The organism is Alteromonas sp. ISO5 (genome assembly GCF_058105165.1).
Genome location: NZ_CM176572.1, coordinates 2,632,120 through 2,653,955, shown reverse-complemented (window position 1 = coordinate 2,653,955; position 21,836 = coordinate 2,632,120). Strand labels below are relative to the sequence as shown.

Here is a 21,836-nt window from a genome sequence, read left to right as displayed (position 1 = left end):
CCAGGCAGTGCGACAGCCACTGTAGCGCTGCCGCACTGCTCAGTTTGAAGTTGCCGGTAACTGTTCTTCAGGGCGCAGCGTTAATACTTCGTAGCCATCGGCTGTTACGGCAATGGTGTGCTCCCATTGTGCCGATAACTTTCTATCGCGGGTAATCACCGTCCAGCCATCTTTTTTCAGCTTGGTTTTGTGGGTCCCCTGATTAATCATAGGCTCAATGGTAAACACCATCCCTTCCCGTAAAACCAACCCGGTATTAGGTGTTCCCACATGCAGAATCTGTGGTTCTTCATGCATTTCCCGCCCAATACCGTGACCGCAATATTCCCTCACCACACTGTAGCCATGCTGCTCGGCATGACGTTGCACGGCATCACCGATGTCGCCAAGCCGGGCCCCGGGCCTGACGGATTCAATCCCTTTCCACATGGCCTCATAAGTCACTTTTACCAACTTGTGAGCCAACGGAGATACCGTTCCGATACAGTACATTTTACTGCTGTCAGCAATAAAGTCATTTTTTTCCAGAGTGATATCCAGATTAACAATATCCCCCTGGCGCAACGGCCTGGCATCTGAGGGTACGCCGTGACAAATCACCTCATTTACCGAGGTGTTCAACGCATATTCGTAGCCATATTGGCCCTTGCTGGCGGGCCGGCTTTTAAGCGTATTAACGATGTAGTGCTCGACAAACTCGTTGATAGCCATGGTCGTCACGCCCACTTCGACAAAGTCATCCAATGCCACAAATACACTGGCCAGTAGCTGACCGGCTTCGCGCATTAATGCCACTTCCTGTGGCGTTTTAATTATCACGTTACTCATTAACCAATCGGACCTTGTTGATTTTTTGCTGGCGCATTTCCTGCTCCAGAATTTGTTCGTAAGTCAGCGAAGGATTTTGTTCTGCTAACCGGCCGATTTTCATCCAGAATTCAGCCTGCGAATTCATCGAGCGTTCCATCACTACGCTGTGCTTGCGCACCTCTTCATGCAATTGATCGGATATTTTAACAATGCCCATTCAGCCCTCAATTAAAATGCTACAAAAAACTACATATTGCTACACTATACTCTTAATCGGCATGTTTGGCCAAAAAAAAGCCCGCGGCCAGAGGGCTACGGGCAAAATGGGACGTTACACACATGAAGAAAGAAATGTTACAGGGAGCTGTTAGCCTTTCAGTTCGCCGCTTGCAGATTCAATGTGGGCGCGAACGAACCACTGGAACTGTTCAAGATGGGCCAACTGACCAGTCACCATATCTTCGGATACCGGATCCAATTCGCTTAGTGTGTCGATGGCTTTACGGTGGTCTTCATTCACACCGTTATAGACCTTATCCAGTGCGGTAAGATGGTCTGTAACCAAGCCTTTGCCGACTGAATAGTCGTCCCAGCGACGGCGCTCAACAATCGATTTCGGTGTACCTACCGGCACACCGCCAAGGGTTGCAATACGCTCAGCGATAGTGTCAGTCATCTCACGGACGGCCTCAACCTGCGGGTCGAGCATTTCATGCACGCCGATAAAGTTAGGACCCACCACATTCCAATGAATGTGTTTAAGCGTTAACTGTAAGTCAATCAGCGCGACCATGCGGTCATCAAGCACAGAGATAGCCTCTTTCGCTGCATTATCTTTAATCCCTGGGGCGGTAAATTCTGCAATTTTCACGTTGCTCATAATTCCTCCTGCTCGTTAAAAGTGGTTAAAAGCTGAACTAGTAATCAACCTTTTAAATTCTTACGATTAACAGGATGCATAGCCTGTGCCGACATGTATCGAAACAGCAGAGGCCACGTTATTAAAGGCGAGCAGCCTTATTATGCTCAATCCACCAACGTCCTCCTGGCGCTGCAGTGAAGGTAAATAATGCATCCTCATGTAAATTCTTCAGAACAACTTTAAGATGAAAGCAATTAACCGGATAACAGGTCTTTAGAGTAACCCGGAACAATTGGAGCCCTTTCTGCGCGCCTACGAGTAAGTTTGTCCGGTTATACGAAATCATGCACAATAGCAGCACAACAATGACGAGAGAATTTGCGATGCAAGAGTTTGACTATATCTGTATTGGCGGCGGCAGTGGCGGAATTGCCTCAGCGAACCGGGCAGCAAAACACGGCAAGAAAGTCCTGCTGATTGAAGCAAAAGCCGTGGGCGGTACCTGCGTAAATGTGGGTTGTGTGCCAAAAAAAGCCATGTGGTACGGCGCTCAGGTAGCAGAAGCCATCCATAAGTACGGTCCGGACTATGGCTTTGATGTGACGGTGAATAAATTTGACTGGTCCACGCTGATTAAAAACCGTCAGGCGTACATTTCTCGCATTCATGCCTCTTACGACCGGGTGTTGGGCAATAACCAGGTCACGTTGCTTAAAGGCTATGCAACATTTGTCAACAACACCACCGTCGAAGTAAACGGTGAACAATACACCGCCCCACATATTTTAATCGCCACCGGCGGTAAGCCCTTCTGTCCGAGTATCCCTGGGGCAGAGCACGGTATCGATTCCGACGGTTTTTTCGAACTCAACGAGCAGCCAAGGCGCGTTGCCGTGGTGGGCGGTGGTTACATCGGTGTGGAGCTGGCTGGCGTGCTGCATGCACTGGGTAGCGAAACCCATTCCATTTTACGTCAGGAGTTACCTCTGCGCGGCTTTGATGCCATGCTGCAGGAAACACTGAAAACCCTGATGCTGGAAGAAGGCATCGACATTCATGAAAAAACCGAAATCGAACAAGTCACCAGGCTCGACAATGGCGATCTGGAGCTGGCTCTGACAGACGGCAACACGCTCACCGTGGATTGCCTGATCTGGGCCACCGGCCGTAAGCCGAACACAGCAACCATTGGACTGGATAACACTGATGTAGAAATGCGCCATAACGGGCAGATTGTGGTGGATAAATTCCAGAACACCAACGTTGAGGGCATTTATGCCGTGGGTGATATTACCGGCCAGCCTGAATTAACACCGGTAGCGGTTAAAGCTGGTCGCCTGCTAAGCGAGCGTCTGTTTAACGGGCAAACCAACGCCCACCTGGATTACGATTTAGTGCCTACAGTGGTATTCAGCCATCCGCCCATTGGTACCATAGGTATGACAGAGAGTGAGGCTGAAGCCAAATACGGTAAAGACAACCTGACCATTTACCGTTCTAACTTTGCCGCCATGTATACTGCGGTGACTCACCACCGTCAGCTCACCAGCATGAAACTCATCTGTGCCGGCGAAGAACAGAAAGTGGTGGGGTTACACGGCATTGGTTACGCTATGGACGAAATTCTGCAGGGCTTCGGCGTGGCAATCAAGATGGGGGCTACCAAGGCCGACTTTGATGCCTGTATCGCCATTCACCCCACCAGCGCCGAAGAATACGTGACGATGTAAACCAAAGCCCGGGGTATACCATCGTCCGGGAGAATAAAACGTTACGTTTGCTCACGCATAATATAAAAAAGCTGACCACCCGTTACCGGTGTTGGTCAGCTTTTTTATTAGCACTTGTAAGCTCCGCAGACCTGAAACCAACATATACGTGACCCTTAGTGAGATAAAATCTCGTATCGGGCAAACAGCGTTAACACTGCAGATAAGTTATGTAAGTATCCTGCTGCCGATAAATATTAGCCACTTCAGTTCGTCCGTCTGGATAGACTGTAGTGATCACTTCCACAACGACCCAGCCAGTGTTAACAAATGTCGTCGGTTTGCAACTTTTTGGTATATCTTTTGAAGAAGCTACCCTCTTAGCTTCCCTAAGACTACCCTGTGAAGAGGTACCTTGACTCTCAGCTTGAGTAAACGTTCTGTTCTCGCTGGTTCTTGACGCGTCTTTGTTTAATACTATTTCAACCACCCCTTCTTTTACCGTAACATCTACCACCAACTCAGACCCATCCGCGTATTTAATTTTTACTCTAAAGGTAGAGAGGTTCTTCAGTGAGGATAATTCCATATTTAATGGACTAACAAAGTTAATGACACCTTCAAGCTTAGTTACTGCTGATATAAAGGCGTGGAAACCAGCATCATTGGCGACGGCGTTATCAATATCTGTATTTAGGGAACCGGCACAATTGACGTCTATACTGGTATAGTCAAGCGCGGTTAAACACTGTACAGCAGCGTTTTCCACTCTTGTTGAAGCACTCTGCCCTGTTGCATCGGTAACGATCCCGTACTCGTCCAATTCCAACGTAAACTTTTTAACTATCGACTGCCTGAGTTCTGCGATTTCAGCAAGTGTTTCAGTGGCTTCAAGTTCGTGGTTGGTGGGCTGTATTTCAACGGCTGTTTTATTACCGGATATGACAAGGTTACCCATGGGGTCATAAACATTAGGATGTATGGTAATTTCGTACTTTACCGTTTGTTCATTATCGACATCAAAAAAAGTAAAATAATCCGTTTTACTTTGATAGGCTATATCATCGCCAATACACATTGAACCCGACGATTCGCATTCAGTCGTTTCAGAATGCAGGTAACTCATTGACAGGGCGTGATTGGTAAAATTTTGTGGGCAGGCAGTGAAATCGCTGCTAAGCGTTGTAGCACAGACCTCTCCTCTTTCAACCCCCAAGGAGTTGGCTTGGGTATGCAGCGGATAAGCAGAAACGAAAAACGTAACTACTGAAATTAAAGCGTTTTTTGTGAAAGTTTGTATATCCATTAATCCATTAATCCATTAATCCATTAATCCATTAATCCATTTTGTTCAATGCTAGCCTCCATAGACTAGTAATAAAAAATTAACATATTCAGTGAACTTGTTCAAACAATCGACCTTTTTCACTGGCTACAAGATACTTCAGTAAACATGTACTCAAAGGCACCATGAGGCTCTCTGAATCAGTTGTTCCATGCTGATACAAACTGGCAGGCAAATTCAGTTACCCCGTACTATAGTTATTACTAAAACCGCTTAAATCCCTGAGTGGTCGTAACAGTGGCAACGAGGTAACCACATAATGCTCGGTGACGAATTACTTTTTATCAATGATGACGAAACCGACCTTGAAGAAGAGCTGTTAGCTGCCTGGACGGTACTGGTGGTTGACGATGAGCCCGAAATCCACGCCGTAACCCGTATGGTGCTGGGCGATTTTGTGTTTGAGCAACGATCGCTGAACATTATCACGGCCAGCAGTGCCGCAGAAGCCCGCGATATTTTACTTGCTGATACGCACAATGCGATTGCGGTAGCCATTATCGACGTAGTAATGGAAACCACCCAGGCAGGTCTGGAGCTGGTTCACTGGGTACGTGAGACACTGAATAATCACGTGATCAGGCTAATCCTTCGTACTGGTCAACCCGGCGAGGCACCGGAAGAACGCGTGATCCGTGATTACGATATCAACGATTATAAAAACAAAACCGAGCTCACTGCGTTACGACTGAAAACCAGTATTTATGCTGCGCTTCGTGCCTATCGTGACATTCGCCTGATTGAACGTCACCGACAAGGCCTGGAAAAAATCATCAGCGCCACCACCGAATTTATCGAGTGCGACACTCTCCCGCAATTTGCCTCCGCCATCTTAAATCAAATTTCCGTACTGCTGGCTATCGAGACGTCCGATATTATTTGCTGTGCCATTACCCGCGACGTTAGAAGCGGCAACCAGTATAAAATTCTGGCCACCAACTTACAGGGCAAGTCGTTATCAACCATCCCGGCGAAGGTACAAACTCGCATAGAAGAGGCATTAAACCAGCACAGTAGCATTCAGGGCAACGATTACTTTGTCAGCTACTTCACCACCCGCAGGGGGATGGAAAGTGTGCTGTACGTGGCTAAAAACGAGCCGCTCGATCCCGTTCAGCATCATCTGCTATCGTTTTTTGCCAACAACATAGCCGTGTCCCATGAGAACCTCAAGCTACGTGAAGTGATCCGGGATTCGCAACGTGAGCTCTCGTACATTATTGGCGAGGCGGTCGAACTGCGTTCCAAGGAAACCGGTTCACATGTGCGTAGGGTAGCGCATATCAGTGCCTTACTGGCCAGGTACTTCGGCTTACCCGACAGCCAAGCCGAAATGATAAAACTGGCATCGCCACTGCACGACGTAGGCAAAGTCGCCATTCCGGATGTAATCTTAAACAAACCCGGCCCGCACAATGATGAAGAGCGGCAGATAATGCAAACTCATGCCAAAGCCGGCTACGACATGCTACGTAAGAGTGATAACCCCATTTTACAACTTGGCGCCACCATTGCCTATGAACACCACGAGTGCTGGGATGGCAGCGGCTACCCGAATGGTCTGAGCGAACAGGCTATTTCCGTTGCAGGACGTATCGTCGCCGTTGCCGATGTGTTTGACGCGCTGGGCAGTAAGCGTTGTTACAAAGGCCCCTGGTCTGAAACCCAAATTCGTGACTACTTCATTGAGCAACGGGGCAAGCAGTTTGACCCCGGGCTGGTTGATTTGTTGCTGGCTAACTTTGCCACCTTCACTGCCATTCGCGACCAATTCCCCGACCCCGAATAAACCGGGCAGTCTACCTTCCAAACTTATCCGATGAACTGCAACATCTCACGCTAAACATACTTTATACTAACTGTTAACAATCCAGGGAAGATTGATTTGCTGCGGGCGCAAGCCCGGGCATTACAACAAAAAAGACGATGAGAATAACAATGAAGCTAACGACAAATCTGCACACCCATAAACAAAAACTAACCTCGTTAAGTGCTTCGGTACTGACCTCGCTTTGCCTGCTCAGCGTACCGCTGGCAGCACAGGAAAGCGATGACACTGCTACCGAAGATAAGTGGGAAGTCACTAACCCACCCTATCCTTTGCACGATGTCACCATCAACACCAGCGAAACCACTTGGTCGAGCCTCGACGTAGCACCTGATGGCAAATACTTCCTGTTCGACATGCTCGGCGATATTTATCAAGCCGACCTCGACGGCGGCAACGCGAAACCGCTGACCCAGGACTTTGCCTGGAATATTCACCCGGCCATATCACCTGACGGCAGCAAAATAGCGTTTATCTCAGACCGCGGCGGCGTGTCTAATGTGTGGGTGATGGATACCAACGGGGAAAACCTGCGCCAGGTCACCAAAGAGAAAAACAACACCATCCACTCCCCTAAATGGAGCCCGGATGGCGAGTATATTGTGGTGACCAAAGGCATTACGTCAACCCGCAGTATCCCGGCCGGCGAAATCTGGATTTATCACCATTCCGGCGGCAGCGGCCTGCCGATTAAAGAACGGGTATCCGGCAAACGTGAACAGAACAACATTACCGATCCGGTGTTTTCACACGATGGCAAGTATATCTATTACACCCAGAGTACTTCTGGCGGATACCGTTTTGACTACAACCGCGATCCACTGGAAGGCATTTTTGCCATTACCCGCTTTGATCGCACTACCGGAGAAGAAGATCGTGTCATCTCCGGTACCGGCGGCGCTGTGGTGCCAGCCCCTTCACCAGATGGTAAATACATCGCTTTCTTGCGCCGGGTAAAGTACGACACCGCCCTGTTTATTAAAGATCTGGCCACCGGTGAAGAGACCCTGCTAAGCCGCGACATGGAGCGCGACATGCAGGAAGGCTTTGGCGTAGAAGGCTACTATGCCTACTTTGACTGGACACCTGACAGCAAAGCTATTGTGTACTGGGCCGGGGGTAAGTTTCATAAGCTCAACGTTAAAGACCAATCGGTAGACACCATCGATATAGCCGTTGAGGCCACACTGCAATACGCCGATGCATTGCGTTTTGATGTAGACGTGGCACCGGATACCTTTAACGTAAAAATGATCCGCTGGTCGCAAAAATCGCCGGACGGTAAATCTGTGCTGTTTCAGGCGCTGGGCAAACTGTACGTTAAAGATTTAAAAAGTGGCAAAGCGAAACGCCTCACCCGTCAGGACGATCATGATGAATACTATCCGCGCTATTCTGCCGACGGTAAGCGCATTATCTACACCACCTGGAACGATCAGAAGTTAGGGGATGTACGCATAATCTCAGCCCGCGGTGGCAAAGGTAAAGTGATTACGCCTGAGCCCGGACACTACGTTGAACCGGCGTTTTCACCGGACGGCGAGTTAGTTACCTACCGTAAATTTACCGGCGGTTACCTGCTTGACCCCAAGTATTCGGTGGAACCAGGCTTATACGTGATGGACCTGGATAAAGGCGAGCCAAAAAAGGTCAGCAGTTCAGGCATGCAGCCACACTTCGCCGGCAACAATGCACGTCTGTTCTTTACCGAACGCAGTTATGATTCACCCTACGGCGCAACCCAACTGGCCAGTGTTAATCTCAATGGCGACGACCACCGGGTGCACTTATACGGCGCCGACAAAGTGGCGGAATACCGCCTGTCTCCAGATCGCAAATGGGTAGCATTTGTTCATCAGTTTAATACCTATGTTACACCGTACGTCGACAACGGTAAGAAAGTGACTATTGGCCCGAATATGTCGTCTCTGCCCGTCACTCAATTGTCTGATCGTGCCGGTGAATACCTCACCTGGGCAGCCGACAGCAGCAGTGTTGGCTGGTTCCATGGCCCCTACTATTTCGAGCGTAAGCTGGAAGATGCGTTTGCTTTTGCCGGCGCTAAAGCAGCCGATGAACTTCCGGATCCGCTCTCTGAAGGCCTGGATTTGAGCTTCACCGCCTCCAGTGATAAGCCGAGCGGCTACAAGGCACTGGTAGGGGGCACGGTAGTTACCATGCGCGATGCCGACAATACCCGGGAAGTTATCGAAGATGGTGTGGTGCTGATCCTGGATAACCGCATTGCCGCCGTAGGTCAGCGCGGTGAGGTAGATATTCCCGGCGACGCTATGCTGATCGATGCCTCGGGTAAAACCGTTTTACCGGGGTTAGTGGATACCCACGCCCACGGCGGCCAGGGTCGCAACGAAATCATTCCGCAGCAAAACTGGATGCAGTATTCCAACCTGTCGTTCGGGGTGACCACTATTCACGATCCGTCGAACGATACCACCGAGATCTTTGCAGCTTCGGAGCTACAGCGAACGGGTGAACGCGTTGCACCCCGCATCTACTCTACCGGAACTATTTTGTACGGTGCGGAGGGTATCGGCTATAAAGCTCAAATTAACAACTATGACGATGCTTACTTCCATGTTCAGCGCTTAAAAGACGCCGGCGCTATTTCGGTGAAAAGCTATAACCAGCCACGCCGGGATCAACGTCAACAAGTGTTATGGGCCGCTAATAACCAGCAAATGATGGTGGTGCCGGAAGGCGGCGGTAAGTTCCAGCAAAACTTGACCATGCTGGTTGACGGTCATACCGGCCTTGAGCATTCACTGCCCATTGCCCGTGGCTATGACGACCTGACCCAGCTCTGGAAAGCCACCGACTTTGGCTACACGCCTACCTTTGTGGTGTCTTACGGTGGCCTGATGGGTGAAGAATACTGGTACGATCGCACCGAAGTGTGGAAAAACGAGCGTCTGCTGCGTTATGTGCCTTCCACTATTCTGGATGCCCGTGCCATTCGCCGCCCTACCGCGCCGGATGATCAATACAACCACGTCAATGTCGCATCCTACGCGAAAGAGCTGCGTGATAACGGTGTGAGTGTACACATTGGTGCGCACGGTCAGCGTGAAGGGTTAGCCGCGCACTGGGAAATGTGGCTGATGAATCAGGGCGGCTTCACACCTTGGGAAGCCCTGCGCGGTGCCACCATCGATGGCGCCAAACACCTGGGTATGGGTAAAGACCTCGGCAGCATCGAACCCGGTAAACTGGCCGATCTGATGATCACCGACGGCAACGTATTAAACGACATCCGCCGCAGTGAATATGTCACCTACACCGTAATTAACGGCCGCGTGTATGACGTTGCCACCATGAACGAAATGGGCAGCAAGCAAAAACGCCAGCCGTTCTTCTTCGAAGGAAACAACAAAGCCTTTATGCCGCAACAAACAGCGGCAGAAGTGGATGCCAAGGCACACCAGTATCACTGGAAGCATACCAACCACTAACAGCAAAAGCCGGAACCTGTGTTCCGGCTTTTTTCTTTCCGCCTCTTTGCGAACTATTGATAAGCACCGCTGGCATAGTGAAGCTCGTAGCTATGGCTGTAGATCTCCAGAATATTGCCAAACGGATCTTCCATGTAAATCATCCGATAGGGCTTTTCCCCCGGATAATAATAACGCGGCGCTTGCATACGCTTTTTCCCACCGGCAGCCACAATTCGCTCTGCCAGCCCTTCCACATCCGGGTCCTGTACGCAGAAGTGGAAAATACCGGTTTTCCAATACTCAAAATTATCATCCGGACTTTGCTGATCCTTAAATTCAAAGATTTCCACGCCAACCCTGTCACCCGTAGATAAGTGCGCAATGCGAAACTTCTCCCACCCCGCACCAAATACATCGGTACACATTTCACCTATGGCTGAGTTATCTTCAACAACTTCGGTGGGCTTCATAATGAGGTACCAACCGAGGACCTCGGTGTAAAATTTAACTGCTGCGTCCAGGTCTGGCACTGAAATACCAATATGTGAAAAAGTGCGAGGATAAGGTTTTTGGCTATTGTCTGTCATGGATAACTCCTGAGTGATTACGATGGAGTCAGAGTAACTGGACACAACGAAAACATAAAATTATCACATTTTCTTAAATTGATAATTTAAATTTATAACATGCTAAACCCTAAATATCTTAAAACCTTTGCAACCCTGGCAGAAACCGGCAGCTTTACCAAAACCGCCGAGCTGTTGTTTATAACTCAACCCGGTGTCAGTCAGCATGTTAAAAAGCTGGAGCAAAGCTGTGAATGTGAACTGCTCGTTCGTTTGGGAAAGGGCATCGAACTTACCGAACAGGGTCGGCTGGTTTACCGCTATGCCCAGGAAGATGAGGCCAGACAACAGCAGTTTCTCGAACAGTTAAAATTTGATGAGCCCTATCAGGGGCACTGCACCCTGGCCTGCTCAGGCGCGGTGGCCCTCCGAATATACCCAGGGCTTACGACTTTACAGGACAAATACCCTGCCCTGGCAATTCACCTGGAAGTTGCTCCCCGGCATCGCATTGTGGAAAGTTTGAAACAGGGAACCATTGATATCGGCATTGTGACCAATACACCAGCGGACGAATCTCTCTGTGCAGACTATCTGGCAGAAGAGGTATTACACTTATTTCTACCGGCCACTGTCACCGACTTCACAAGCATTAACACCACGCTGAATCAGCTGGGCTTAATTGATCACCCGGATGCCGCCCATTACCTGCAGCTTTATTGCAATCATAGTGGCGAAAAGAGCCTGGCTAACCTAGAAGTACCAAAACTAAAACGCACCGGTTACATCAACCAGCTGTCGCAAATTTTACTGCCGGTGAGTACAGGAGTGGGATTTACCGTACTACCGGCCAGCGTTGAGAAGCATGCAGGGCACGGCAGAAATATTACGGTTTACCCCTCTGCCAGCACGGTATCAGAACCGCTTTATCTGGTTTGCTCCCGTTACCGCACTCTGCCGGCGAGATATGCCTGTGTAACAGAGGTGATTAAGGCGGCTTTTAACAGTCCATAATCAGTTACCGGTTAGCCACAATGGATTTGACCAGGCTTTTTTCCCGGCCTGATCATCCACTTCAATACTGACCCAGTTTTGTGCTTCGGCTGCAATGGGCAGTATCACCCGACTGTGCTGAGATAACGGTTGATTAGCAAAAGAAACGGTATGTAACACCTTTCCGCCCTGGCCGATTAAACGTACTTCCTTAAGCCCGTTGACGGCCACCACATCAACCGGCCAGGTTTGACCCGGATGAGTTGTATCACCAAAGCTTACGCGACGAGGATAAATCAGCGGCCCGGTGCTTGCGTAGCTGTGTCCGGCCTTTAATGCTTGCGCATAGGAGTGTGGTGTAAGTGACTCACTGACATGCGCCAGCATACGAATAGCGCCGGAACGTTGACTCCAGGCATCATGAGTATCAGTACCGGCAGTAATGTAGACGGGCTCCCGTTCATCCCACAAACGATGCAACTGTGAGAGTGTGGGTGCATTATCTGCTGCTATATTGATTTCCAGTAAACGAAAAGCATCGGTAGCACCGCCCGTCACTTCATTTTTGGCCAGATTGGTATAATAGCCAAAATCATTGTATGGATGATTCATCGAAATAACCACGGCTCCCATATTTTCCATGGCCTCTACCAATGTGTGTATGTCATCAGTCCCAGAGTCAACGTTAAAGGTTGCGTCCAGATCAATTGGAAACGGATTCATATGTCCCCACGAAGGAGACACCTCTATTGATGGAATAAACGGAACCTTGCGCTGTGCGGATAACGCCGCAAATTCGGCAAAGTTAACGATAGAGTCGTGCTCACTGATAAAGGTCAGATCCAACCCGGCCGCAAGTTGAGAGCGTACCACCGTTTCAGGCGGTGTAGTGGCCTCCAGTACATTGCCGTGGTGGTGTAAATCGGCACCGTACCAATGGTGTTCTGCGGTATCCGTTAGCGATGCTATTTTAACCTTATATTCACTGACCCTACCGCTTTTCAGCGTTACCTCAAGGTGTTGCAACGGCCGCTCAAAACCCGCGCCGGCGTCGATACTAATAGTATATTGACCCCGCGCCAGCGCCACCTTAGCCTGACCAATAGGCGTGAGTTCAGTAAAAAATGTTTGTCGTCCGAGGAAGGCTACCAACGGTTCTTGTCCAGAGGCGATGCTGATCCGGGCATCAAGTGGTGCTGCAGTGTCGGCATCTTCAACCTTTAACAGTAGTTCTCCAGGCAAAGCCAGATGAGTAAAGTGACATGACTGGTCGCTGTCGGCTGTGACGGTTATCTTTTGCACCGCACTATCAGCATGACCCGATGCCGTACCAAACACCTCATATTCCCCAACCGGCAAATCAATTTGATAACTGCCATTGGTCGCTAAAGTCCAGGCATACAGATGGTTTTGCCGACGGACGATGACCATGGCGTTATCGGGTACTTTTCCGTTCTGTGCACTGACTCGTCCATGAAGGGTCCCTGTCGCCTCGCCGCGACGAGCCGCTTCTGCCTTAACGATAGGTGCCAGGTCGCCCGCAGGCACCACTTGCAATACAGCTTCAAAAGTCTGTCGAGCTCCGGGTTTTAGCGTATGGGCCTTGTACATATCCCGCCCGCCATAGGTATTGCGATCAAAATAGGGCGCGTGCAAAGCAAAAGCCCAGTCTTGCTCGTAACCAACGATCCTGTCACTTAAAGTCTTGCTGTGCCGGAATTTCTCATCATTAAGGCCAGGCACCTCAAACATATGTCCAGCATCGGCCCACAACGTAAAGCCCGAGGTAAGGGATAAGGATTTCTCACCATTATTGCGCATCTCAGTTTTCAGTTTTATCTGATCGTCACCAGCGGCAAGGCTATACCAGGTAGTAATGTCTACAGCGGCAAAATTACGTCGAATCTTAATGGTCGCCCGCTGGGGAGTATTCTCAATAATCTCAACCACTTTACTGTCGTTTGGCCAGGCAGACCAGCTATTGGGAATGAAGTCAGCGAAAGCAATTTTATCCCCCTCAAGTCGTCCGTTAGTGACCACAGACAAATCCACCAGCGCGCCGCGCGGTACGCCCCAAGGCGCAGCAGATTCGATAGCCAGCGCAAAAGCCAGTTTTTCGTTTTGTATTGTGAGGTCCTTAACGTGATTGGCCTCGCCATCAGGAATGAGAGTTTTCCCTTGAGTAATCGTCACTTCAGCGCTAGCAACAGCCGACAGCATTAACACCAGACTAACAGCAACAACAATACGTTTTATATTTTCAACCATACTGACAACGGGTCCTTCACTAACAAAAGAGAGATCGCCTGCAATGCTATCTATGAGCGCACTCCAGGCGTAAAAATGATGACTTGATTTACAGTTTCAGCAGACTTCGTGCTGCAGGTAACCGGCCGCGATGCTGCGAGCGACAAAGGTAAACAACGCAACACAGGCCAATGCCAATCACCAAAGCACCGATCCACTGAATACGAATAAACTGAAGACCAAACAAGGTAGTCAGACTCAGCATTAACATGCCATGTAATAACAGGTACTTCGCCTTGCCATAACGCTCGACGGTAAGACCCAGGTTATCTGAATAAAGGCGTATCAATGAATCCAACGAGTTGAGAACAAACACAATCCCGACAGCCACCATGATCTGATTGATGAGTCCACTGGTATCCACGCCATTTATGTAAAGCAGGTACAACACCGCAAACCACAACCCCAGGGAAATAGAAGGCCACAACAGCATATGAATAAATAGCGTGATAGCTTGCATATTGCCGACAAAGCGAGCTGTAAACTGGCCGATCATAATACTCCAGGCAAACCACCAGAACAGGTAGAACGCGTGGTAATCATTTATTGGTAAAACAAATTTATATAAATGCGTAAAGTAGTCGGTTAGCAGTGGTAAAGTTGACAAATAATCGCTCGCAGCAATATTCGGTTGTTGTACCGCATACACCCCCAACCCTATCGCCAGTGCAAAGAACACCACCCCTGAGGAAACACTGAGTATTTTGACGTATTTTAATTCAGTACTGGAGTACACCGCCGCCATTATCGTCAGGCCAACAATTGCAAAATATCCGTATGAAACGTCATCGCTTGCAGACAGGGAAGGCAGATACCAACTCAGGTTGGCGAATAACAAATGTGCGGTAAACGCACAGGTGCCAATAATAACGGCATTATTCAACCCTTTCACCCAGCGAATCTGGAAAAACTTAAGTCTCGGCTCCAACGCGCAAAAATAGAAACAGGTAGCAAAATAAATCGCCCAGACCATAAATCCCCAGAACCCAAACTCTATCGCGAGCGGGTTGGCAAAGGCGTATTCACTGTTTTTCGCCAGGTTGTCGTAAACAGGAAACTCGGTCAGCGGAAACATAATCAGCCCCACATCCAATCCGGAGGTGAACAAAATGGCGACAAACACCCACGGAGCCACCGGCGTTTTTCCTTTTAGGGGCAGTCGTCCCCAACGCAGTAAAATGAACACCACTACCAGCAAAATAAACACCATTCCGCATCCCACTAATAACGACATTTTGCTATCCTCGAAGTGGCGTGTGGCTGCGTTGTTGTGATTGCCAGTGCTCAGCCAGGCCCACCGCTACTGACTCGCCCGGCAAAGCAGCCTGCTGTTTAATGAGGTCTGCTGCGCGTTCAGCAACCATAATGGTTGGTGCATTGAGGTTGCCGTTAGGGATTGTAGGAAAGATGGAAGAGTCGACTACACGCAGTCGCTGCAAGCCAATTACGCGGGTATCACTGTCAACCACGGCAGCTGGATCGTCAATTGCCCCCATTTTACAGGTGCCACAAGGATGATAAGCGCTTTCTACGGCGCTACGCACAAAACGGTCTATTTGTTCATCCGTCACAACCTCTGCGCCCGGTTGAATTTCATTACCACGGTAGGTATCCATCGCAGGCTGCGCAATAATTTCCCGCGACAATCGCACACACGCACGAAATGCCTCAATATCATCGGGGTGTTGCAGATAATTAAACTGAATTCTCGGCGGACAATCCAGATCGTCGGACTGGATTTTTACCCACCCCCGACTTTTCGGTTTGTTATGCCCGATATGCAGTTGAAAGCCATGTCCGGCAAAGGCGGAGCGTCCATCGTAGCGCATCGCCGCCGGTAAAAAGTGATACTGCAAATCGGGCCATTCGATACCAGCTTTCGAGCGAATAAAACCACAGGACTCAAAGTGGTTTGTGGCACCTAATCCGGTTTTAAATAATATCCACCGTACCCCAATAGCCAGCTTACTGAGCGGCCCCAATTTACTATTAAGTGATAACGGTTTTTTGCACTCATACTGAAAGTAGAATTCCAGGTGGTCCTGCAAATTGCTACCGACTCCTGGCAAGGCATGTTTTACAGTAACCCCGGCTTTTTCCAGCACAGCCGGGTCGCCTATACCTGAGAGTTGCAAAATGTGCGGCGAACCAATTGAGCCGGCACTTAAAATCACTTCCCGGTTCGCATGAAACTCGCAAAACCGGCCATTTTGCCTGACGCGCACACCGGTAGCCTGCTTGCCGTCCAATAGCACTTTCTCTACCTGTACACCGGTTCGGATATGCAGGTTTGCGCGTTGCATAGCAGGTCGTAGATACGCATTTGCGGTAGACCAACGCACGCCGTTCTTTACGGTCATATGCATGGCTCCAAAGCCCTCCTGCTGTTTACCATTGTAATCGGAGGTATACAGATAACCCGCTTGCTGTCCGGCTTCGACAAAAGCACCATAAAGGGGGTTTTGCATATTGTTGCCATTGTTAACCGCCAGCGGCCCCCCCTGACTGCGATAATCATCCTCATCGAACGCCCAGTCCTCCGCCTTTTTAAAATACGGCAGACATTGCTGGTAATTCCAGCCAGCGGCCCCCTGGGCTTCCCACTCATCGAAATCCCGCGCATGACCGCGCACATAAACCATACCATTGATAGACGAAGAGCCTCCCAACACCTTGCCCCGGGGGCAATGCATTTGACGGTTATTCAAAAAAGGCTCAGGTTCTGTATGGAACTGCCATGCATACTTTTCAGTATTCATGGGAATCGATAAAGCGGTGGGCATTTGAATAAAAATACTGCGGTCCGACCCACCGGTTTCGAGCAACAACACCTGACATGCAGGGTCTTCCGTGAGTCGGTTGGCCAGTACGCAACCAGCAGAACCCGCGCCAACAATAATATAATCGAAGTCTGAAAACGGCCCCATCAAAAAGGCCCCTCAAGTGGTTGCATACCTACGTAAACCGACTTTGTCTGGGTATAGGATTTAAGTGTTTGAACACCATTTTCACGCCCTATTCCCGACAGCTTATAGCCGCCCACCGGCATCTCAGCAGGAGAGTTACCATAGGCATTGAGCCAACAAATTCCCGCTTGGATTTGCCCAATAACGCGATGTGCACGGCGAATATCACGCGTAAAAACACCGGCTGCCAGGCCATAATCCGTATCATTTGCACGGCGTATCACATCGTCTTCATCGCAGAATGTGAGGACCGACATGACCGGACCAAATATTTCCTCACGACATATAGTCATTTCATCAGAACAGTCAGTAAACACCGTTGGCGCTACAAAAAAGCCCCCTTCGCAACCTTTGGGTTGCACACGATGCCCGCCGCTTACCAGCGTGGCACCCTGCTTTTTTCCAGACTCAATATAGGCAAGCACAGCTTCGAGGTGCGACCCGGAAATTAAAGCCCCCACATTGGTTTTGGGGTCCATAGGATCAGCAATAATAATGTTGTTATTGATGCGTTCGAGTAACCGATTGATAAAATCTTCAGCCACGGCTTCGTGAACAAAAACGCGAGTGCCGTTAGTGCAAACCTCGCCCTGGGTGTAAAAATTTCCCAGCATGGCTCCGGTTACCGCTTCATCGATATCGGCATCGTCAAAAATAATCAGCGGTGATTTGCCGCCTAACTCCATGGTGACCTGTTTAAGGGAGGCGGCGGCAGATGCCATCACCCGTTTCCCGGTTTCCACTTCTCCGGTTAACGACACTTTGGCAATTGCCGGATGCTGAACCAGGTATTTGCCAACTTCCGCATCGCCCTGCACTACGTTGAACACGCCCGCAGGAACGCCCGCTTCCGTAAAAATTTCGGCTAACATTGACGCCCCCCGAGGGGTTTCCTCAGACGGTTTAAAGATCATACTGTTACCCGCAGCCAGGGCAGCGCCCGCTTTCCAGCAGGCAATTTGTAACGGATAATTCCATGCGCCAATTCCCAGACAAATCCCCAACGGTTCCTGACGAGTATAAAAGAAATCCTGTCCAACGCTTTGTTGCTCGCCCATCAGTGACGGACAAAGATTGGCAAAATACTCAATCACATCGGCACCGGTTTGCACGTCAACCGCCACCGCTTCCTGCCAGGGTTTACCGGTATCCAGCACTTCTACTTCGGCCAGCGCATCATTTCGTTCCCGCAATAACCTGGCAGCGTGTTGTAAAATCCGCGCCCGCTCTACCGGAGGCATATGTGACCAGGTATTGAATCCCTCCCGGGCACTGTCTATGGCACTCTCCATTACCTGTTTATCAGCTTGCTGAACCGAGTAAATACGGTTTCCCGTTGCTGGGTTCAGGACATCAAAGGTTGAACCGTGCGCCATTGTAATAAATTGGCCATGCACATAGTTATTGAGTAATTCAATCGACAAGACTAGCTCCCGTTAACTGTCTTTATTCATCAACGCCGTTATGCTTAAGTACAGCGCAGATATATTTTTTAATTCGCCGCTTGGCAGCTTCAAAGCTGTCTGGCTGTGCGCCGCTGAGCGCACACCGAAGCCAGAAACCATCGATTAAGGCAGCGGTTATTTCAGCTTCTTCACTCGCCTGTTCGTTACTCAGCAATTGCTTGAAGCTGTATCGCAAATTACTGACCAGACGTTTTTTATTCACTTCCTGGAGTCGGTATAGGTTGGCATCATGCATAGACTGCCCCCAGAAACTTAACCAGGTCTTAGTGCTTGATTCGGCCTGCTGTACCGCCGAAAAATTAAGTTCAACAATCGCCATAAGCCTGTCTTTGGGGTTCGACAATGGCGTTGTCATTGTCAACCTGGAAACCAGGTAGCGGACTGAAGCTTCAATCAATGCCTGCTTCCCACCAAAATAATGGCTAATGATCCCGGATGACATACCGGCTTTGCGGCTAATCAGATTTATCGTTGCACTTTTTAATCCGACCTCGGCAACCACTTCAATGGCGGCATCGATGAGTTGCTGACGGCGGACCGGTTCCATTCCAACTTTTGGCATCGCACTCTCTGTTATTTAACTGGGTTTCACATTTGCACAAGTATCAGCATGTTCGTCGACACCTGCAAAACTCTGTATGACTATAGTTCGGTTTTGAGTCATTTTTGTGTCTGTTCCGGTAGTGAAAACACAACGTTCTTAGCTGACATCACTATCATCACGAAACAAACTGGTACACCACTATAACACTCACAACGCGTTTCTATTTAATGCCATGCTGAGACAAGCATAGGATGACCACAGTAATAACCAGGAATGTATGAAATGAGTCGCTTCACTCACCAGTGAAGCGACTTTCTTTATTCACATTAAAATGCCAGTTTAACGTTTAACGCGGCGATCCTCGGCGCACCAATCCAGCCAGCATTTGGCGCGATAGAACCCAGATAGTCTTCATCAAACAGGTTATTCACCGTCAAACGCATTTCCAGGCTATCGAAACCAGGCCCAATGTCATAAATCGTTTTACCGATATAGAAATCACTAATGATGTATGAATCTGTGCTTTGCGAGTTAGCCTGGTTTAAATACCGAGGCCCGACATACTTGGTGCTGATACCGGCAAAGTAATCATCGTGACTATAATCAACACTGACAACCGCCATTTCTTTTGCCGACCCCAGAACCCGGTTACCGGCAATACTGTTTTCACTGCCCGCGTTCTGCACATCGCCGTTGTAGGTCGAATCATTATAGGTATAAGAGCCATACACACTTAAGCGGTCAGTGATTGCGTAATCCACTGAAGCTTCAATCCCTTGTGAATCAATACCGCCAACATTGATATAAGCCCCTTCTGCAGACTCAAGGAAATCAATCCCGTCGACTTCAGCAACGCTGAAAAAGGTGATTCGATTCTCGAAGCGAATATCGTAATAGGTTAAGCTGGCATTAAACCCAGGGCTTGAATAACGCAGACCCACATCAATGTTATCCGCGGTTTCCGGCTCAACATTGCTCACATCATTGTTATTGTCTTCAAGAATAACGTCTTTTATTGCCGCATAGTTTTCGGTGTAACCAGCAAAGGCTTCCAGTCCGCGTACTGCCGGGATTGGTGCAACCACACCGACCGAGAGCAATACATCAGAATCAGAAGAGACCGAAACATCATTGATGGCATCAATCTGGTCGTCTTTTTCCAGGTCAACCTTAAATTGCTTTATCCCAAGACGAAATTTAGCGAACCCTGCATCCAACTCATCCTCTGCATAATACATAAGTGTTTCGACCAGAAACTTACGGTCATACTGAACCCAGTAAGGTGTATCTTCGAAACGCGGGCCCGTTGCGGCATCGATAGTTTTGTGCCAGTCACGTGCCATGTCCCGGGTGTAATCTTCGTACCAAACACCCGCGCGAACCACATTAGGCATATCCCCCAGCATGGTATTCCAGACAAAATCGGCATTAAATCCGTAACGCTCTTTTTGATAATGAGTGTGTCGACGCGAACTTACCGGGATAGCCCCTTGCTCATAACAGTCGCCATCAACCTCAGCACCACCGCCACCATAAGGATAAGCAATACTGCTTTGACAGCCCTCGACAGGTGACAGAGACTGGCCGTCGCGATTCACAAAATAAATCAAATCAGAGTAATCGCCACCATATACTGTAGTGGAACCATCCAGTTCAGAATGTGCGTTGCCTTCCCCATCATCAGTCACATCAGCCATATAGTAAGGGATCCAAATGCCTCTCCCCTCATTTTTATGGTAATACGTATTGGCACTGATGATGATGTCATCAAACTCACGCTCAGCTTTCAGGTAGGCAAGGGTGTTCTCGCGGGCTGTGCCCCAGCCCTGACGCCATGCCTGATCCTGGTAAGGGTTGCCCGTCCAGTCGGCGAGTAGGCCATCCCAATGCGGGTTCTGTTCATATTGAGCCAGCCCATAAACTCGCTGGTAGGTGTATTCCCGGGCATCGTCGTGGCTGATATAACCCACAACATCTGTCTCGTTAAATCGGCTAATTACCTTGGCCGCAATATGATCGCGAGTATTGGTTGCCGAGCCATCCATATAGTCATCGTTTTGTTGCGAGGATAAACTGATCCATGCAAAGGTATCTTTCGCCACTTCGCCAGTATCGTAGCGAGCATAAAGTTTTTGCGCGTTGTATTCACCTAAGGTACTGCTAATCGTCAGCCGTTCATCCAAAGCCGGATCGATACTGGTAAAATTGATAGTTCCACCCAGAGCTTCATGGGAACGGGATGCGATATCTGCGGTACCCTGTGATACTTCACTGGTTGCCAGGTTTTCAGTATCAACAAACCGGTTGGCTTTTGTGCCGCCAGCATAGTTGGAGTTACCATTTGGGATCCCATCCATGGTCATACCGATTTGCTGAGACTCCAAATCTAACTGAAAACCACGCATTGAAATGCTCGTAGACCATTCGTCTGAACCAAACGGGTCGCCTTCGTTAATTAATACCCCGGGCAAATTATCTACCGATGCCAGAGCGCTCGTCATGCCGCTTTGCTGAAGCTTCATTGATTCAGAAGAAGAGTTGTTTGCATACGATACGCTGCGTCCTGTCACTTCAATGGACTCGTACTTATCCTTAGTTACTTTATTTTGCTCATTATCGTCCTGCGCCATAGCAGTGCCCGATAGAGCAGAAAAGGAAGAGACTATAGAAATAGCCAGTAATCGTTTGTTTAACGGTAAGTTTGCAGTCATGTGTTTCCCAATTTGTTGTTTTTGAAGAAAGTGGCCCGTCCTTACAGCACGGCGACGATCTTATATTTAATTGAACGTTCAATCAATAAAAATAAATTAGTACTAAAACTAAAAATTAAAGATGGGTGGATTCACAAAGACCGATAAAAAACACGCGAGTGATGATTTAATTACTCTGCACACGCATCGAAAAATATTACAAGCATCTGTTTACTAATGAATTTTAACAATCTACACAACAATACAATGATAGCGCTTAGTCTGCGGAAAAAGGCTG

The 21,836-nt window shown here is 49.0% G+C and carries 15 protein-coding genes; 4 read left to right on the top strand and 11 right to left on the bottom strand.

The features are described 5' to 3' along the window. Nucleotides 1–39: 39 nt before the first annotated feature. From map to dps, 3 genes are all read right to left on the bottom strand, one after another. Nucleotides 40–828, bottom strand: coding sequence for a type I methionyl aminopeptidase (gene map, locus AC2T0J_RS11910; protein WP_489806042.1), 789 nt, complete (start codon nucleotides 826–828; stop codon nucleotides 40–42). Further along, nucleotides 821–1,027 (bottom strand): ParD-like family protein, encoded by a 207-nt coding sequence (locus tag AC2T0J_RS11905; RefSeq protein WP_489806041.1) that lies wholly within the window; start codon nucleotides 1,025–1,027, stop codon nucleotides 821–823. The genes map and AC2T0J_RS11905 overlap by 8 nt, the downstream gene beginning before the upstream one ends. A 150-nt stretch (nucleotides 1,028–1,177) precedes the next feature. Next, nucleotides 1,178–1,690 (bottom strand): DNA starvation/stationary phase protection protein Dps, encoded by a 513-nt coding sequence (gene dps / locus AC2T0J_RS11900; protein ID WP_489806040.1) that lies wholly within the window; start codon nucleotides 1,688–1,690, stop codon nucleotides 1,178–1,180. 365 nt (nucleotides 1,691–2,055) lie between these two features. On the opposite strand from dps, the gene gorA reads away from it, so the two are divergent. Then, the gene (gene gorA, locus AC2T0J_RS11895; protein WP_489810325.1) at nucleotides 2,056–3,402 is read left to right on the top strand and encodes a glutathione-disulfide reductase; all 1,347 of its coding nucleotides are present in this window, start codon (nucleotides 2,056–2,058) and stop codon (nucleotides 3,400–3,402) included. Nucleotides 3,403–3,592: 190 nt separating this feature from the next. On the opposite strand, the gene AC2T0J_RS11890 is transcribed toward gorA, so the two are convergent. Continuing rightward, nucleotides 3,593–4,687 carry a hypothetical protein gene (locus AC2T0J_RS11890; protein WP_489806039.1) on the bottom strand — a complete coding sequence of 365 codons (1,095 nt, stop codon included), beginning with the start codon at nucleotides 4,685–4,687 and terminating at the stop codon, nucleotides 3,593–3,595. A 298-nt stretch (nucleotides 4,688–4,985) separates the two neighbouring features. Here AC2T0J_RS11890 and AC2T0J_RS11885 point away from each other — a divergent pair, with 298 nt between their 5' ends. Then, nucleotides 4,986–6,515 (top strand): DUF3369 domain-containing protein, encoded by a 1,530-nt coding sequence (locus tag AC2T0J_RS11885; RefSeq protein WP_489806038.1) that lies wholly within the window; start codon nucleotides 4,986–4,988, stop codon nucleotides 6,513–6,515. Between the two features lie 149 nt (nucleotides 6,516–6,664). Continuing rightward, complete coding sequence (locus AC2T0J_RS11880) at nucleotides 6,665–10,024, top strand: amidohydrolase family protein (RefSeq protein ID WP_489806037.1); 3,360 nt, start codon at nucleotides 6,665–6,667, stop codon at nucleotides 10,022–10,024. Between the two features lie 53 nt (nucleotides 10,025–10,077). Here the strand turns inward: AC2T0J_RS11880 and AC2T0J_RS11875 are convergent, their stop codons facing one another. Next, nucleotides 10,078–10,593: a lactoylglutathione lyase family protein gene (locus AC2T0J_RS11875; RefSeq protein ID WP_489806036.1), complete on the bottom strand. Its 516-nt coding sequence runs from the start codon at nucleotides 10,591–10,593 to the stop codon at nucleotides 10,078–10,080. A gap of 99 nt (nucleotides 10,594–10,692) precedes the next feature. On the opposite strand from AC2T0J_RS11875, the gene AC2T0J_RS11870 reads away from it, so the two are divergent. Further along, the gene (locus AC2T0J_RS11870) at nucleotides 10,693–11,586 is read left to right on the top strand and encodes a LysR family transcriptional regulator (protein ID WP_489806035.1); all 894 of its coding nucleotides are present in this window, start codon (nucleotides 10,693–10,695) and stop codon (nucleotides 11,584–11,586) included. Here AC2T0J_RS11870 and AC2T0J_RS11865 read toward each other — a convergent pair whose 3' ends face one another. From AC2T0J_RS11865 to AC2T0J_RS11840, 6 genes are all read right to left on the bottom strand, one after another. Beyond that, a complete protein-coding gene (locus AC2T0J_RS11865) occupies nucleotides 11,587–13,833 on the bottom strand; it encodes a CehA/McbA family metallohydrolase (protein WP_489806034.1) in 2,247 nt (748 codons plus the stop codon). Nucleotides 13,834–13,921: 88 nt separating this feature from the next. Beyond that, nucleotides 13,922–15,106, bottom strand: coding sequence for a BCCT family transporter (locus tag AC2T0J_RS11860; protein ID WP_489806033.1), 1,185 nt, complete (start codon nucleotides 15,104–15,106; stop codon nucleotides 13,922–13,924). Between the two features lie 4 nt (nucleotides 15,107–15,110). Then, nucleotides 15,111–16,799, bottom strand: coding sequence for a choline dehydrogenase (gene betA, locus AC2T0J_RS11855; protein ID WP_489806032.1), 1,689 nt, complete (start codon nucleotides 16,797–16,799; stop codon nucleotides 15,111–15,113). Further along, entirely contained in the window at nucleotides 16,799–18,262 is a 1,464-nt protein-coding gene (gene betB / locus AC2T0J_RS11850; RefSeq protein WP_489806031.1) for a betaine-aldehyde dehydrogenase, read from the bottom strand. Before betB ends, betA begins: the two co-directional genes overlap by 1 nt. 22 nt (nucleotides 18,263–18,284) lie before the next feature. After that, nucleotides 18,285–18,866: a transcriptional regulator BetI gene (betI, locus tag AC2T0J_RS11845; RefSeq protein ID WP_489806030.1), complete on the bottom strand. Its 582-nt coding sequence runs from the start codon at nucleotides 18,864–18,866 to the stop codon at nucleotides 18,285–18,287. Nucleotides 18,867–19,174: 308 nt separating this feature from the next. Then, nucleotides 19,175–21,559 (bottom strand): TonB-dependent receptor domain-containing protein, encoded by a 2,385-nt coding sequence (locus tag AC2T0J_RS11840; RefSeq protein ID WP_489806029.1) that lies wholly within the window; start codon nucleotides 21,557–21,559, stop codon nucleotides 19,175–19,177. Between the last annotated feature and the right edge of the window lie 277 nt (nucleotides 21,560–21,836).